Raw genomic sequence first — 16,713 nt, 5'->3', positions numbered from 1 at the left:
ACAACACCAGAAATTAAATTCATTTATAAAAAATACCAGATTTTCCAATGGATGGATTCCCAAAAAGAAAAAAAAGCAGAATTGAAGGATTCTAATTAGACCCTTAAGCAAGATTTTGAATCAAAAAAATGATCTTAATATAAAATAGAAAAACTGTGATTTTTATTTGCCTTAATCAGAAAAATCAATTTAAGCTAGACCTCTTTCTGTCTAAATGTTAAAACTGCCTCAATAATTGGAAATATGGTTGATAGGTAAAAAATCAAAATATTTAGTTCTCTTTTGATTAAGCTTCTTTGGGGATTGTAATTACAAACTCACTACCTACTCCTTCTTTACTTTTCACCAAAATTTCGCCCCCATGTGCTTTGATAATATCGTAAGAAAGGGACAACCCCAATCCCGTTCCCTGTCCAGCCGGCTTGGTAGTAAAGAAAGGCTGGAAGATTTTGTCTTTGATCGCATCAGGAATTCCCGGACCATTGTCGGATATGGAAACTTGGATTTGGTCACCAAAATTTTTCGTGGAGACGGTTAGGTGTGGTTCAATACTCTTTGAAGATTGCGCTAGGGCCTGAAATGCATTGTTGAAAATATTCTGCAATACCCGGCCAATATCCTGTGGTATAACATTCACTTTTGGAAGACTCGTATCAAAGTTAGTTTCATAGGTTACATTGATATCTTTTTCAATCCTTTTCATGCTTTGAAAAGACAATCTTAAATATTCATAAGACAAAGCATTGATATCTGTCAATTCTTTTTCACCAGAACTTTTTTGGCTGTGCTCTAGCATTCCTTTTACAATGTCATCTACCCGTTTGCCATGATGGGTTATTTTTTCAAGGTTTGATCTGACATCTTCAAGTATCTCAGTAACCAAAGACTCGTCTCTTGCTTCTTGACTCTTGGATCTTTCCTCTTGTATTTCTCCAATCAATTCATGGCTAACTTCCGAAAAGTTATTTACAAAGTTTATAGGATTTCGCATTTCATGGGCAATCCCTGCTGTAAGTTCACCAAGGCTCGCCATTTTCTCTGATTGGATAAGCTGTAATTGTGTTGCCTTTAATTGTGAAAGGGCATTTTCCAATTTCTCGTTTTTGCTTCCGATTTCAATGTTTTTTTCCTTCAGGATAAGAAATGCCCTATTAAGTTTGTTCCTGTTTCGATAAACCAAAAACAGGATGATCAAAAAGGCAAACAATCCGAAAAAAGCAGAAAAAATAAGCCATTTCTGCCTTAGGTTAGCTTTTTCAAATTCCAACGTCTTTTTAGAAAATTCATATTCAGCCTCTAAAGTTGCAGCAAGTCTTTGTCCCTGAGTATTGTTGACACTGTCGCTATACTGTTTGAAAAGTTTGAATTTTTCCAAAGCCTCAGCAAAGTCTCCGTTTTTTTCATAAATTTTTGCCAACAATTCATTTGAATTACGCAACTGCATAATCTGCCCCATTTTTTCTGATTGTGCCAAACCTTCGTTAGCCAAATCCAAGGCTTCTTTGATTTTTCCCTTCTTAAGGTACAAATCAGCCAAACCGATAGTCGAATGTGACAATGGAACCCCATATCCCTTTTCTTGGGATATTGATATTGATTGTTTGTATAAAATTTCTGCTTTATCGATGCTGTCAAGCGCTGTGTAAATATCCGCCAAAGTCCTCGAAGTCATCTCAATGAATTCCGAGCTTTGTAGCTCTAGAGCCATGGCATGTCCCAATTTCAGATTTTCAAGTGCATCAAAAGGTCTGTTTTGCTTGAGTTCTACATCACCAATGTTATTTAAAGCGAGAATCATCCGGCCTTGATTTCCCAAAACCTTATAGATTTCCAACATCTCTATATACTTGGATTTCGCATCTTCAAATTTGCCTTGTTCAAAATAGATAAGAGCGATATTGTTCAACGCAGCAGCTTTCACATTTAGGTTCTTTGTGTTTTCAGCTCCTTTTATAGCATCATAGAAATTTTTTAAAGCCTCTGCATAATTTCCTTGGCTAAAGTAAACCAAACCGATATTATTCAAGATTCCCGGGACAAGATTTCCATCCGGCAGACCCTCTGCTATTGAAAGTGCTTTTTGGTAATATCCTATAGAAGCAGTAAAATCCCCCTTATTTTGGAGGGCATTCCCATATATTTTCAACGCCTCAGATTCACCTTTTTCAAATTTTGCCTTCCTGCACATTTCTATTTGCTTGTCGAGAAAAGTAAAAGCCTCCTCCGGATTACTTTCTGCAAGCATAAATCCAAGTTCATTCGCTTTATTGAGATAGATGGTATCTTTTTCAAAGCCAGGTTTTTGCCTAAGGGTTTCAAGTTCTGAATTCAGACTTTCAATGGTCTGTGCCTGAACTTCTAAAAAAGGCATATAAAAAAAGCTGAAAACGACCAGTCGAAAACCCCAAATACTTCCCTTAATCAACATAAGAACGGACTTCATATATATTTTACAAATTAAGGTTTTGATTGTTGGTAATTCATGGCACACATTTTCAATGTATTAAAATTTGGTTTTTTAACATAAAAAACTACCTTTAATATATAAAATTTGCATTTTAAATTTAAAATCATGAAAAAGCACTTTATCAATTTTGAAAACAACGGGTTCATATTTTTTACTTTTGAATTAGAGTCAAGCTTTGAATTGGCAGATTCCAACACTGATGATCAGGATAATCTATTGCCTTCTGATGAAGATGGACAAGGGTCTTCTGATAGTCTGGATCAGATCAATGAAAACCTGGCTCAACAGATAGTGGATCCCGCGAGAACCCGTGCTGTAGATCCTGCAAGGACCAGAGTTGACCCAGCCCGGACAAGAAGGTAATCATTGATAGTAAAGGTATTAATCTTTGCAAATCCTAAGCAAGGTATCTGATTGATACCCGGTTTAGGATTTTTTTTGAAATAGCACCTATCCAAAGCAATTAGATTTATTGGCTTACCAGATATAGAAACCTTCAACATGGTAATATTATTCTAAATTCTGTGCCTTCTCCCCTTCCGCCAATCTCTTTAGCATCCGTGCTGAAAGAGGTATGTTTTGTTTCTACTTTCAATTCCCCACCATGAGCCTTCACAATGTCGTAAGATAACGATAGTCCCAATCCTGTCCCCTGTCCTGTGGGCTTGGTGGTAAAAAAGGGCTGGAATATTTTATCCTTGACATGTTCGGGAATCCCATTTCCATTATCAATTACTTTAATCTCCACCTTATCACCAAGGTTGATGGTTTTTACCACGACTGTTGGTCTGTATCCTTCATTGTGCTGTTTTGCCCTTTCACTTACTGCATAAAATGCATTGTTGATCAGATTCAATAATACCCTGCCCAAGTCCTGTGGAACCGCATTTACTTTTGGAAGGCTTAAGTCAAAATCTGTCTTGAAGTCGGCATTGAAGCTTTTATCCTTGGCCCTTAATCCGTGGTAAGACAATCGCAAGTATTCATCCGCCAAGGCATTGATATCTGTGGGTTCCTTTTGGCTTGAGTTGTTTCGGCTATGTGCCAACATTCCCTTTACAATTGCATCTGCCCGCTTGCCGTGGTGGTGGATTTTTTGTTGGTTTTGGATGATGTCGTTCGCTATAGATTCCAACTCCTTTTTTTGACCTAATTCCAAAGTGATTTTTGACAATTCCTCCTTCAATTCATCAGCTAACTCCACACTCAACTCAGAGAAGTTATTGACAAAATTCAGTGGGTTTTGGATTTCGTGGGCGATACCGGCTGTGAGTTCACCCAAGGAAGCCATTTTTTCAGATTGGATAAGTTGGGATTGGGTGGCTTTGAGTTCATCTATGGATTTATTGAGTTGCGAAGTCCGGTGCATTACTTTTTCTTCCAAAATCCTGTTCTCCTTTTTCAGATACTGTGATCTTACATGGACAATTCCATAAGTCATACCTCCAAAGAGCGAGGCAAAAAGCAAATATGCCCACCAAGTCTGCCACCATGGAGGGAGGATTTCAAAATCCAAAGTGGCAGGTTCACTCCAAATACCATTGAATCCCCGGGTGGCCACCTTGAATGTGTAATCTCCCGGGGTAAGGTTATAATAAATCCGGGAGTTTGCTTTGGGACTGACGTTTGACCATGCTTGGTCTGCCCCTTCTAAAATGTACCTGTACACAATTTTATCCCTTCCCAAAACAGATTGGTTGACAAAACTGAAATTGAAGGAATTTTGGTCGTAGGGAAGTTTGAGATTTACAGGCATCTGAAAACCCGGGCTAATGCTATCCCATTGGATGTTGTTTTGGGCAAGATAACTGGAATCTTTAGGAAAATTGTCTTTTGTAAATCCTTTTGAAAAATCACTGTTCCAAAGCGTATCTCCCTCAGAAAGGCTGTTTTTTAGAAAAGAAGTATGCATGAATACCGGGTTTTGATCCATGATATTCATCCCTTTGATTTTTACCACAGGGGCAAGGCTGTCCATGATGGGGTCCTGATGCACCACAGTCATGATCGGTGAAGCTCCCCAAAAAACCGGACCTTTTTTGGTTGGAAATGCAGTGGACTGGTTGTAATCATTGTATGGAATCCCTGAAGATTTGCCATAATTGGAAAAATGCCAAACCTGATCGGGATTGTTGGGTGTCGGCCGATCGACTACGATTATCCCGTTTTCAGAACCGACATGGATCTTTCCGTTTACTTCAGTCAGGTCATATAGTGCCGGTGGCATCAGGCCGTTTTTGGCCGAAACGTGGGTGATGGAAGTTTCATCCAAACTAAAGATCGAGAAGCCCTCATCCCCTCCGACAATAACTTCTCCGGATGCAGACTCAAAAACCATGGAGTTATAATTACTTAGCAATCCCTCCTTTTTTTGTAAGGTCACATTGGTATTGGTTTTGGGATCGATGATGTTGATCCCCGCATCTGAACAAACCCAGATCTTTCCTTTCCGGTCATTGATGACGACAAAGGAGGTGTTGGATACTAGTCCATTTGATTTGTCCAATTTTTGGAAGGAATTTGAAGAAGGATCAAAAACCAACAATCCGTTTCCTGTTCCCATCCAAAACTTACCATCTGCAGTTTGTATGCCATTAAATACAGCGTTTACAAGGCCTTTTTGAACGGTATTGTAATGGGTGATGGATTTCGCCTGGACATCTATGATGGCAAACCCACCCATAATACCAGCAAGAAATTTATCTTCCCCGATCGCAATCAATTGGCGAAAATCATTTCCGCTCAATTCACTAGGAAGTTTCAAAAGTGAAAGTTTTTCTTTTTCCGGGTCATAAATGTTGATGCCTCTGTAAGTCGCCATCCAGATTCTTCCTTGGGAATCTTCATCGATTCCCCAGACATCATTGCTTTCCAAGCCATTATTGGTTGAAAAATTTTCCGCCATCATTCCCTTTGGATCAATCAAGAGAATGCCATCCTTGTCTGTACCTATCCATATTTCACCACCTTTGCCCATCATGGAGGAAGAGGGAAAACCCACCACCCGGATCGGTGAACCTGTCAGGATTTTCTTAATTTTGGACGAAACCGGGTCATACACCGTAACGGTATCGTTGGATATCAGCCAAAGCCTATCCATTTTATCCTCAAATACATCTGTGGTCCGTCCAAAATATCCCTGAGCAGCTCCCAAATGATTGATCTTGCTGTTTTGCAGGGAAACACTGAAAGCATCAGTTGAAAACGCGGTGATCCAGACATTCCCGGATTTGTCCTCTGTAAAGTTATAGGCAGTCCTCACAACAAGGCCTTCAGGTTCTCCGATAAACCGGATGGCTTTTCGTTCGGGATCAAGTACTCCGATTTTTTGTCCCAAACCTATCCAAATATTTTTTTGACTGTCCTCTTTGACTCCAAAAGCAATATTCATATTGGGATTGGTCCGGTGAAGGTCGACCTCAGAAATCAGCCTGTTTTCCATATCTAGGAAGAACAAGCCATTATTTGTCCCCCACAAAATTCCCTGATGGTCTAATTCCATCCGTACAAACCCTTTTTCGTAAGCAAAATGCTCTAAGATACCCAACGTAATATCCAATCGATAAACCCCGGTAACTAAACCTGAAATAATCAACCTACCTTCTTTATCCAATATCAGATCGGAGATTATTTCAATGGAGCCGTTTTCATTTTTTCCAAAGAAATTATAAGTCAAAAACTCAGAACCATTGTATTTGTGCAATCCCCGTTCTGTTCCAATCCAGACGCTCCCAAAATTATCAGTCTGCAGGGAGTAAACTTTATTTCCCAACAAACCTTCAGCTTGACCCAATCTCACAATGGCAGATGTTCCTCCCGTCCATACTGAAGGCAGGGCCGCAGAAGTCACAACTGGATTAGGTAAGATGAATTTCCGGACTTTGACAGGAAACTTATCAATAGAATCGGCTTTAAAAGGTATGGATTCAAGCTTATCCCAATCAAAAGAAGTAGAAGTGATGGGATTTTTGAGCGGTTTAAACTCATTTATGGTAAAGGGCTTTGAGGGGAGTTTTTCTACATCAAAGGCAATTTTGACAGCCTTGGGAATACTGTCCTCCGGATAGGTTTTCCATTGGATGGGTTTTCCTTCCGGCATTTGGAAGGGAACAGCTTTTGGGATTTCATATCCTGACCCATTTTCCGGAAAAGGAGTGTCGGTTTTGTTGGTACAGGAGATGGCCACTACCAATAGAATAAATAACAGATAAAAAATGGGGTGCGAAAATCCTGTCTTGGGTTTCATATGCTTTGGGGTGATGGTTTGTGATTCAACAGTATTGTAAACGTAGTGCCTTTCCCTATTTCGGATTCGACCTTTATCTCTCCGCCATGCACCTTCACGATATCATGTGTAATGCTCAGCCCAAGTCCGGTTCCTTCGGTACCTTTTTTGGTGGTGAAAAAAGGCTGCAGGATTTTGTCTTTGATGTCGTCGGGGATGCCGGGGCCATTGTCCGCCACTTCGATGGTTATTGTATCTCCCTGCTTTTTGGTGTTTACACTTAGAGACGCTGCATGCTGCGTCGTTACGGTCCTCATTGCGTCAAAAGCATTGTTACACAGGTTGATGATTACCCTTGTAAAGTCCTCTTTGATCAGGGCTACTTCCTTTACTTCAGGGTCCAAATCCAAGACTATCTCCACATCGATCGGATTCTTTCCTGCCCGCATACCGTGAAAACTCAGGTTAACATATTCTTTGATGAGGGCATTGAGGTCAGTTGGTTCTTTTTCCCCTGATCCTCCACGGGAATGTTGTAACATCGAGGTCACGATACTATTGGCGCGACTGCCGTGTTCGTGGATTTTCTGCAAGTTGGACTGGATATCCTCAAGGTTTTCTAGGATGATTGTCTCGTCTCTGGTCTCTCGCTTCTCCATCTCTTCCAAGGTCTCGCCAATTATCTCAATAGACACCTCCGAGAAGTTATTGACAAAATTCAGCGGGTTCTTGATCTCATGCGCGATTCCTGCGGTAAGTTGGCCGAGAGAGGCGAGTTTTTCCTGTTGGATGAGTTGGGCTTGGGTGGCTTTGAGATTTTCCAAAGAGTTTTTTAATTCCTTGGTTCTTTCGGTTACCTGAGCTTCCAGCAGTATATTTTGATTGGCTAAAATTTCTCGCTTTTCTTCGGTGACTTGCAGGAGCTTTTGACTTTCAATTTGGACAGCTGAAAGGGTTTCCTTGAATCTGACTGAGATGTAGGCCAGATAAAATAAAGGCGGAGTTAAAATATGCAGTGAAAGAATCAGTTTGTCATATTCATTGTACAGATCCAGCGAATATTTATGCAGAATGATTTGGACAATAATTGCCACGGTTGGTATGACGACTGCCGCTACAATTGTCCATTTTGCTCCCTTTATTTCAAGTCTATGAGCGTATAGCTTTTTCCCAAAGTGCAGGAGCATGAAGACAAAAGCTATGGCGAATGGTTGGGAAATAGAAAAAATATGCGCCGGGATATTCATGATAAGCAATACCGCAAGTAAAGCCCAGGACAGCCTCGATATTTTTTGAGTAAGAACCCACTCCAAGATAAAGAGCCCAAAAAGGGTCATGATGGCTTGGAAAGTGATAAAAAGTATAAACCTGAGCTTTTCTAAACTGTAGGAGATTTCAAAAAACGTGTTGCCGAAAAAAACAATTGCTCCAATCAAAACGACCGTCGTGTACCAAGCAATGATGCGGAACAAGGTCTGATCGGGATTGAGGTACAAAAGAAACCAATACAGGAAAAACAATAAGAAAGAAACCCCAAGGCAAAGGGTCACATAGATGTGGGTATGCTTGTAATCCCTGCTGACCCACGTAGTATAATCAGGGCCGGTTAGGTTGATAAAGGGCTGGAGATTCTGTGGGGTCAGTCTGATTTCCCGCTGGGTAAAAGTAGATTCGTAATCCACAAAATGGATGGCCAGCAGATATTCCTTCCCAGCCTCAAGATCAATAGGAACCGGATATTTGAGGATGGGATTGAAAGCCTGATAGGGATCTCCAGTATTTCCGAAAGAATGAATGAGCTTCCCATCAAGATAGACATCTGTGGCTGCCCAAAGACTCCTGCTCAAATAAAACGGAGTGTCTTTCAAAGAGTCATCTAATTTTAATATGATCCGAAACCAGCCTTCCAACCTTCCATTTTCATCTTCCATCTTTGGGTTTAGAGCTGTGGGATTCATAGTTTCCCATCCATTGGAATCCAAGTCCAGATCTGCCCATTTGGGGTCATTTCCTTGTCTGAAAATCCAGCCATCCAATGGCGCTAAAAAAATCCTTTGATGAGACTTAAACATATCAGCCGATAACACAATCACCTCTTGTTGGGCAAAACTGTTAAAAGAAAAGGCATAAATAACCAAAAGAAAAATCAAAAGTCTTTTCATAGAATACCGATTTTAGGTAGTGAAATTATGAAAGTAGCTCCTTGCCCGGATTTACTTTCAATGCTCAATTCTCCCCCATGGACCTTTACGATATCATGCGTAATGCTCAGCCCCAAGCCTGTACCTTCGGTGCCTTTTTTAGTGGTGAAGAAGGGTTGCAGGATTTTGTCCTTGATGTCGTCAGGGATGCCGGGGCCATTGTCCGCTACTTCGATGGTTATTGTATCTCCCTGCTTTTTGGTGCGTACTCTTAGAGACGGAGCATGCAGCGTCTTTACAGTCTTTAGGGCATCAAAAGCATTGTTACACAGGTTGATGATTACCCTTGTAAAGTCTTCTTTGATCATGGATACTTCCTTTACTTCGGGGTCCAAATCCAAGACTATCTCAACATCGATCGGATTCTTTCCTGCCCGCATACCGTGAAAACTCAGGTTTACATATTCCTTGATCAGGGCATTGAGGTCAGTCGGTTCTTTTTCCCCTGATCCTCCACGGGAATGTTGTAACATCGAGGTCACAATGCTATTGGCGCGACTGCCGTGTTCGTGGATTTTCTGCAAGTTGGACTGGATATCCTCTAGGTTTTCCTGTATGAGTGTCTCGTCTCTGGTCTCTCGCTTCTCCATCTCTTCCAAGGTCTCTTCAATTATCTCCATAGACACCTCCGAGAAGTTATTGACAAAATTCAGCGGGTTCTTGATCTCGTGTGCGATACCGGCGGTAAGTTGGCCGAGAGAGGCGAGTTTTTCCTGTTGGATGAGTTGGGCTTGGGTGGATTTGAGTTGCCTTAAGGCTGATTCAACTTGTTGGTTTTTTTGAAGCAGTGAATATGCCGCTTGCTTTTCTTTTCTATAGCCACGGAAAATAATCAAAGCAATTACAATAATCACTCCGAGGCCACTCAGCAACAAAATTTGCCTAAAACTATTTTTGAAAGCTGTTTCTGCGGCAGCAATTTCAAATTCTTTTTGTTGTTCATCAAACCCTGCGATTGTTTCGAAGTCAGTAATGTTGGCTAAGTGTGTTAAGCTGTCATTGTAAGCAATTGCATGGGTGCTATATGCTAGTGCTTTTTCAAAATCTATTTCCCGATGGATTTGGGAAAGAAATTCGTTTGCTTCTATGATGTTGGTATAAATGCCACTAGCATTGGCTATGTCTAAAGATTTTGTTGCGTAGAAAATGGACGAATCACTCTCTCCTAACCGATAATGGAGTTGGGCCATATCGAAATTGGCTTGGAACAACCAAAATGTACTTGTAGCCTCCTTCGTGCTTTGATGCAGGTAAGATTTGGCCAGATCAAAATGTCCATTTCGTTCTTCCACTCTTGCCTGGTTAATCAGTGTAATATTGGACAACCAATTAGTTTCAAGTTGAATCGATTTTTCATATGCCATTTGATTATAGAATGTTGCTGAATCGATGTTATTCAATTCCAAATAAGCGTTGCCTAAATAGGACATCGCAAGCGTTGCCATAGGCAAAGGGTGAGCCTCCGATTTTTGCACCGAATCCAAAACAAGGTAGGCTTGTTGAAAATACTTTGATGCGTTTTTATAATCACCAATGTTGGTGTATGTATGACCTAGGCCCAGCAGAAGCATTCCTTTCATTTCTTTCTGACCAATTTTGCTTGCGAGGTTGACGCCCTGCAGAGTGATTTGAAAGGCTTTGGAAAAATTCCCGAGTGTATTTAATGCAATAGCACTTGCTTGCATGGCATCAACTTCTCCTTTTGGGAACCCAACTTCTCTGGCAATATTTATAGCTTGATAGCCATAGAAAAGAGCGGAATCAGGCTTATTGAACATATATTGATTGCACAGTCTGACCATAATAGCAATTTTGCCGGTGTCTGTTTTTGATTGAGTGAGGGCATGCATTAGGCTATCAGTTACGGTATTGTGATTGGCAATGATCGTATCAAGACTTTGTGCAATAGTCCGTTTAGCACCAATGAAAAGGAGGAGAATCAATATTGTCGCCAGTTTCTTCATAGCGTTGTTTCGTTAGGTAAAGAGACAATAAATTTTGATCCGTTTCTCACTTCACCATTATCGCTAGTAGGAGGGCTTTCCACCCTCAACTCCCCTCCATGCGCCTTTACAATATCATGTGTAATGCTCAGCCCAAGTCCTGTACCTTCTGTTCCTTTTTTGGTAGTGAAGAAAGGCTGTAGGATTTTGTCTTTGATTTCTTCTGGTATACCTGGGCCGTTGTCCGCTACTTCAATAATGATGAAGTCTTTTTCAGCTTTGGTGCGTACTCTTAGAGACGCAGCATGCAGCGTCGTTACGGTCCTCATTGCATCAAAGGCATTGTTGCATAGGTTGATGATTACTCTTGTAAAGTCCTCTTTGATCAGGGATACTTCCTTTACCTCAGGATCCAAGTCCAGGATTATATCGACATTGATAGGGTTTTTACCGGCGCGCATTCCGTGAAAGGAGAGGTTTACATATTCCTTGATGAGGGCATTGAGGTCAGTCGGTTCTTTTTTCCCCGATCCTCCTCTTGAATGTTGTAACATCGAGGTTACAATGCTATTGGCGCGGGAGCCATGCTCATGGACCTTTTTGAGGTTGGACTTGATGTCCTCCAATATTTCGTCCACCAAAGTCTCGTCCCTTGCTTCTTGGCTCTTGCTCCTTTCTTCAATTGCCTCATCCACAAGTTCGATTGAGACTTCTGAGAAGTTGTTGACAAAATTCAGCGGATTCTTGATCTCGTGTGCGATACCGGCGGTCAGTTGGCCGAGGGAGGCGAGTTTTTCTTGCTGCACGAGCTGAGATTGCGTGGCTTTGAGTTCGCTCATGGCGGATTCCACTTCGGCTTTGGCCTGCTCCAGCTTGACAAAATCCTCAAATCGGGCATAGGCGATGGAAAAAGCTTTGGCCAATGCCTGAACCAATTCCAATTCCTCATCATCCAATGGATTGACTGCGCCAACATAAAGCATCCCCTGTGTGAAAGGAACAAAATGAAGATTGAGCGATTCGGGAGGTGCCGCAGTTCCCTGATAGGTGCTGCTGTCCTGGATCTGATCCTGTTCCATCAATTGGTTGATCCACTGGATAAAGTCCTCCTTATTCCAATGCTGATGGTAAACCACTCCTTTTCGCCAGGCCTCCACTGTCTGATAGGTGAGTTCGCTCGCCTGATAGGGAAGCCTCAAAACCCCTAACGAATTACCCTCCGGTGAGGAAAGGTAGGCTTCTACTATTTTTTGTTTTTTTTGGATAATAAAAACCCCACAGCGGATAAATGGAACACCTAGTACGGTCAATTCTTTAAAGATCAGTGGTGTGATTCTGTCCAGGTCACTGGCACTGCGCATAGAGGAGATATCAGCTCTTACCCTATCAAGCGAAGCCTGTCTCATCGCCGCCCGTGCGCTCGCTTCGGCCCTTTGAAGATCCTGAAAACGCGTGAAGGCAAAGGAAAAAACAGCGGTGGCTCTTTTTAGCAGGTCCCAGCTTTCTGAGGAAATCTCCCCCGGAGCGGCTGCTCCGATGTAGCCGTTTGAAAATTTATACAAGTGATAGGTACGCTCTGGAATGGTTTCCCCATAGAAATTGCTTGTTCCAAATAATTTTGATTTTCCCTCACAGTATCGGATCCATTCGATTCGGTTCTTTCCTTGCATCAAAATGGAAGTTTTCTCAGCTGAGGATTGGAAAAAATCCCTCATCTGCCTTCCAACCCAAGTTTCTTCCAACTTGATGGTCATTTGATCGGCAACAGCCTTACCGGGATTCGATGTGTTCTTGATAGTAAACCAACATTCCGTCAATCCGCTACTCTCATCCTGAATGTAGATGGAACTTGTTTCCAGCTCTTCAACACCCAATTCCCCCATTTCCTCTCGGAGCATTTGGGCTACCTCGATCAGTTCATCTGGACTTTGCATAGCCAAAGAGCGAGAACGGACTTTTTCCAATGCTGCTTGAATTTGGGCTTCTCTGGCTTGTTTTTCCGCTTTTTGAAGATCAAGGAATCGGGTATAGGTCAAGTCAAATACCTGAGCGAAGCGCTTGAATATTTCTTCCTCTTCACAGGGCACTTCAGTAATAATGACCAAATACCCAGTCTTAAAATAGGCGGCATGTAAGCGTTGCCAGTTTGGACGTGGAATCCCTGAACCTTCCATGTCTTCAAAAATTTTCCTCGCAATGGGGATGCTCATCAGCCAGTCGTAGTGCTCTTGTAAGCGTTCATTTTCTAGGGTCACTTTGCAATAAGCTTCTCCTTTTTCCCAACCTTCATAGAGCGTTTCATGTGCATAATCCCCTACATTTGGAAGAGAAAAAGGCTCAATCAATCCGTTTGTTAGACTGAGCCACCACTCGTCTTCTTTTCGGTTTTTTTCACAAAGCACAAAACCACAGGTCCAAAGATTGTCCACAAGGGTATTCATCTCTCCGAACAATATCGTGGCTACTTCTCCCAATTCCTCGGCTTTTTGCATTCCCATGGTGCGGGATCTTACACGTTCCAAGGCAGCTTCAATACGAGCTTCACGGGCTTGGGCTTCTGCTTTTTGCAGGTCAAGAAAACGGGTATAGGTCTGATCAAAGATTTTGGTAAAACGCCGGAAAATATCATGGGCATCCGGAACTTGTTCGTAGGTGATAAACAGCAGAAAACCGTGGGAGAATTTGCAAAGGTGGTTGATTTGGTAGGTGGGCAGGGAAAGTCCCTGCGCTTCAATAGCAGAAAAAGTGGGTTTTAAATCCGGGAAGGATTTCATGTGATCATAGTGTTCCTCCAACGCTATTCCGCCAAGTTCCTGAACCAACATTGTTTGATCACTCAGGACGAATTCACCCATTTCATCGAATGAATTTTCACCCCAAAGGCGAAGCTGAAATGGCGTTTGAATGGTTCCTTCACTACTCATCCAGCAGGTAGCCGTTTTCTTATCCTCTGCAAGAATATTGTATCCACAGCTCCATGCATGGATTCCGAGTGCTCTCACTTCAGTAAAAAGGAGATTTGCTACCTCGGGAAGTTCCTCACTACTCTGCATGCCCATTGTTCGGGAGCGGACTTTTTCGAGTGCTGCTTCTATTTTGGCTTCGTGCGCCTGAGCTTCTGCCTTTTGCAGATCTAGGAACCGGGTATAAGCCTGCTCAAACACTCTCCCTATTTCTCGCAGGATTTTATTTTCATCCTCTTTGAAAGCCTTTCCATTGTGATTGATAATGAAAATGCTGGTATTGTTTGAAACAACACAAGATCTTGCATAGCCCATGGAATTTGACAGCAATGCTTTCTGGCGTTCAGGTGGAGTTTCGTCAAAAGGGGCATGCTTGAAAAGATGCTTGAAGAATTCCCATTTTTCCTCATAACCGTAATTCTCCGTGAAAAATGGAGTTCTGTTTTCTATACCTTTTTTTAGCTCCTTATAAATTGGTCTGTCTAAAAAAGGAATGTCAACTTTGCGGATATAGTTACCAACTCCTCCCGCACCCCAACAGCTGAAACCATCTTGTAAATCTTCATTGATTACGATAAAGGCTCCTCCGGAATTGTCCACATTGAGTGCCTTTATTTGGTCATCAACTATTTTAATGACTTCTTTTAATTCGGAGGTTTGGTGCATTGCCAAGGCCATCGCTCGAATTCTTTCTACTGCAAGGTTTATCTGTGATTCCCTTCCTTGTGCTTCGGCTTTTTGGAGGTCTAGGAATCTGGTATAGGTTTGTTGGAATACTTTTCCAAACCGCATCAGAACAGCATTCTCTTCGGCATTAAAAAGTGTCTCTGAGTAATGCTCGATATACAAGCCCACATTGTCCAGCAATACAGTGGAAATGGCAAGTCCAGGTTTGTTGAAAATTGCTTGCTGCGCTTCTTCCGTTAATTCCGGAATCAATTCAAAAAGATCCCGGTAGAATTTGTTTTTTACTTCAAAGGGGAGCAGGTTGGCAAAGAAAGATTCTCCCTTGGCTTTTGCTTCGAGGTAACTGTTCCAATGCGGGGAATCAAAATAGGGAATGGTGATCTCAGTTGGCACTCCTTGTTGGTGATCTGCCAGCCAAATATGCATATCCTCCCGTTCTTTATAGTCCAGAATAAACCCGGCATGATCGACATGGATACTCAAACCCACCATTTGCTCGAATACGACCTGGATGACCTCTTTGAGTTCTTCGGTATGGTGCATGGCCATGGTTCTGGACCGAACCCTTTCCAAAGCTGCTTCTATTTTTGCTTCTTTTGCCTGGGCTTCCGCTTTTTGGAGATCCAGGAAACGCGTATAGGTCTGTTCGAAAACTTTAGCGAAGCGCTGGAAAATGGCATGTGATTCGGGAACTTGCTTATAGGTAATGAATAATAAAAATCCATGCTTGAAAAAAGCAATATGGTCATACTGCGACTCAGGAAGGGAGGCACCAGAAGACACAATTTCACGAAGTGCATCACCCATAACCGGAATAGTCATGAGGTAATCATAATGAACTTTGCAATCGTCACCTAAGAATTCTTCCACATGAAAAGTTTCTCCGGCTTTGCCTTTTTCGTAAAACTTCAAGAAGAAATTTTCTCTGGGAGTTTTGTAAAATGGCAAAGTCCCTTCACGGCTACTGAACCACTCATAATCCCCTTCAGGATCATCAGCATATATATGAAAAGCACAGCCCCAGGTTTCGATACCCAATGCTCTGACCTGCTGGTCCAAAACCACTGAGGCTTCGGTCAGCTCATCAGAGTGCTGCATGGCCATCGTTCTTGCCCTTACCCGTTCGAGAGCCAATTCGATTTCTGCATCATGGGCTTGGGCTTCAGCTCTTACCAGATCGAGATACCTTTGGTAAGTTTGTGCAAACAGAGAACTAAACCGCTTGGTTATGTGAATCAATTCGGGTTGGAATTCACGGGGACTAAAGGCATAAAAAAATCCATGTTCGAAGATGAAACAATGTTGTATTTCTTTTTTGGGTAATTTTTCAAGCGGGATCTGAATCTTATAATCAGGTGCTTTATTGAGCATTCGATAATAATCCAGCAAATCCTCTCCTTCCAATACATACTTGTGGAAGGGAGTCTGCTCTTTCCAGGCTTTGCAGGCGCTTTTCAGCAAGGGGTGTGAGGTCATATCGATATTGCCGATATGCATGTTGACTTCATCTCCATTTTTGCGGGCCGTCCAAAGTTGGTTGTTTTCGTTGTCATGGTTCAGGATGCCGATGCCAAATCGGGTGCCTTCATCGACACCTAATGCAGTGAGTTCAGAGAACATCTTGACGATGCATTTTCCTACATCCTCGCTACTGTGCATGGCCATTGTTAAGGCTCTTACCTTTTCCAACGCTGCCTCTACATGCAAATCCCTGTTTTTCCTTTCCAGTTCGGCCGTCCGGCGCTTTACCGCATCACGGAGTTCAAGGTTTTCTTTTGTGATTTTCTTAAAAGCCATTGTTTCCCCTTTCTCCACACGCATGTCAGGGAGAGAACCATGCTGCTGTATTATTTTCCACCCTGACTTGGTTTCATGAAGAATCGTCGACAATCTCAGTTTGGAATAAAAAGTCAATTCCGGTGTACCTAAAATATATACATCACAAGCTTCATTCACGAGAAACATGTCACCCAAAGGTTTGGAAGAAATGATTCTATTTCTCATTTCTGTCTTTCCCACTACCTCTTGGATTTGGGCTTTGTAAAATTCTATGCCATCTTCTTTGGAATGACAGACTTCGGATTCTGATGTTCCGATCATTTCAAAAGCATCATCCATGGTGGATGCAAAAGTCTCAAGGTATCCGTTTAAATAGCTGTCCCAATACAAATTGTAGACTTTCAAAACTTCGGATTCCCGATCCTTATTGGATTTCTTCATATTGGCT

The 16,713-nt window shown here is 42.0% G+C and carries 6 protein-coding genes; 1 reads left to right on the top strand and 5 read right to left on the bottom strand.

The window, feature by feature from the left end; genetic code table 11:
* Positions 1–286: 286 nt before the first annotated feature.
* On the bottom strand, positions 287–2,371 hold the full coding sequence (locus tag NK987_RS12755; RefSeq protein ID WP_259264159.1) for a tetratricopeptide repeat protein: 2,085 nt from the start codon (positions 2,369–2,371) through the stop codon (positions 287–289).
* 201 nt (positions 2,372–2,572) lie between these two features.
* Between NK987_RS12755 and NK987_RS12750 the strand changes: the two genes are divergently transcribed.
* Complete coding sequence (locus tag NK987_RS12750; RefSeq protein WP_259264158.1) at positions 2,573–2,830, top strand: hypothetical protein; 258 nt, start codon at positions 2,573–2,575, stop codon at positions 2,828–2,830.
* A gap of 133 nt (positions 2,831–2,963) precedes the next feature.
* On the opposite strand, the gene NK987_RS12745 is transcribed toward NK987_RS12750, so the two are convergent.
* Genes NK987_RS12745 through NK987_RS12730 form a run of 4 tightly spaced genes read right to left on the bottom strand, consistent with a single transcriptional unit; the run spans position 2,964 to position 16,706 of the window.
* Positions 2,964–6,713, bottom strand: a complete 3,750-nt coding sequence (locus tag NK987_RS12745; RefSeq protein WP_259264157.1) for an ATP-binding protein — start codon at positions 6,711–6,713, stop codon at positions 2,964–2,966.
* Positions 6,710–8,854, bottom strand: a complete 2,145-nt coding sequence (locus tag NK987_RS12740; RefSeq protein WP_259264156.1) for a sensor histidine kinase — start codon at positions 8,852–8,854, stop codon at positions 6,710–6,712. The genes NK987_RS12745 and NK987_RS12740 overlap by 4 nt, the downstream gene beginning before the upstream one ends.
* Positions 8,851–10,857, bottom strand: a complete 2,007-nt coding sequence (locus NK987_RS12735; RefSeq protein ID WP_259264155.1) for a tetratricopeptide repeat-containing sensor histidine kinase — start codon at positions 10,855–10,857, stop codon at positions 8,851–8,853. Before NK987_RS12735 ends, NK987_RS12740 begins: the two co-directional genes overlap by 4 nt.
* Positions 10,854–16,706 (bottom strand): ATP-binding protein, encoded by a 5,853-nt coding sequence (locus NK987_RS12730; RefSeq protein WP_259264154.1) that lies wholly within the window; start codon positions 16,704–16,706, stop codon positions 10,854–10,856. Before NK987_RS12730 ends, NK987_RS12735 begins: the two co-directional genes overlap by 4 nt.
* Positions 16,707–16,713 lie beyond the last annotated feature (7 nt).

Source organism: Aquiflexum gelatinilyticum (assembly GCF_024813435.1).
GTDB classification, from domain to species: Bacteria; Bacteroidota; Bacteroidia; order Cytophagales; family Cyclobacteriaceae; genus Cognataquiflexum; species Cognataquiflexum gelatinilyticum.
This window is presented reverse-complemented; position numbering and strand designations above follow the sequence as displayed.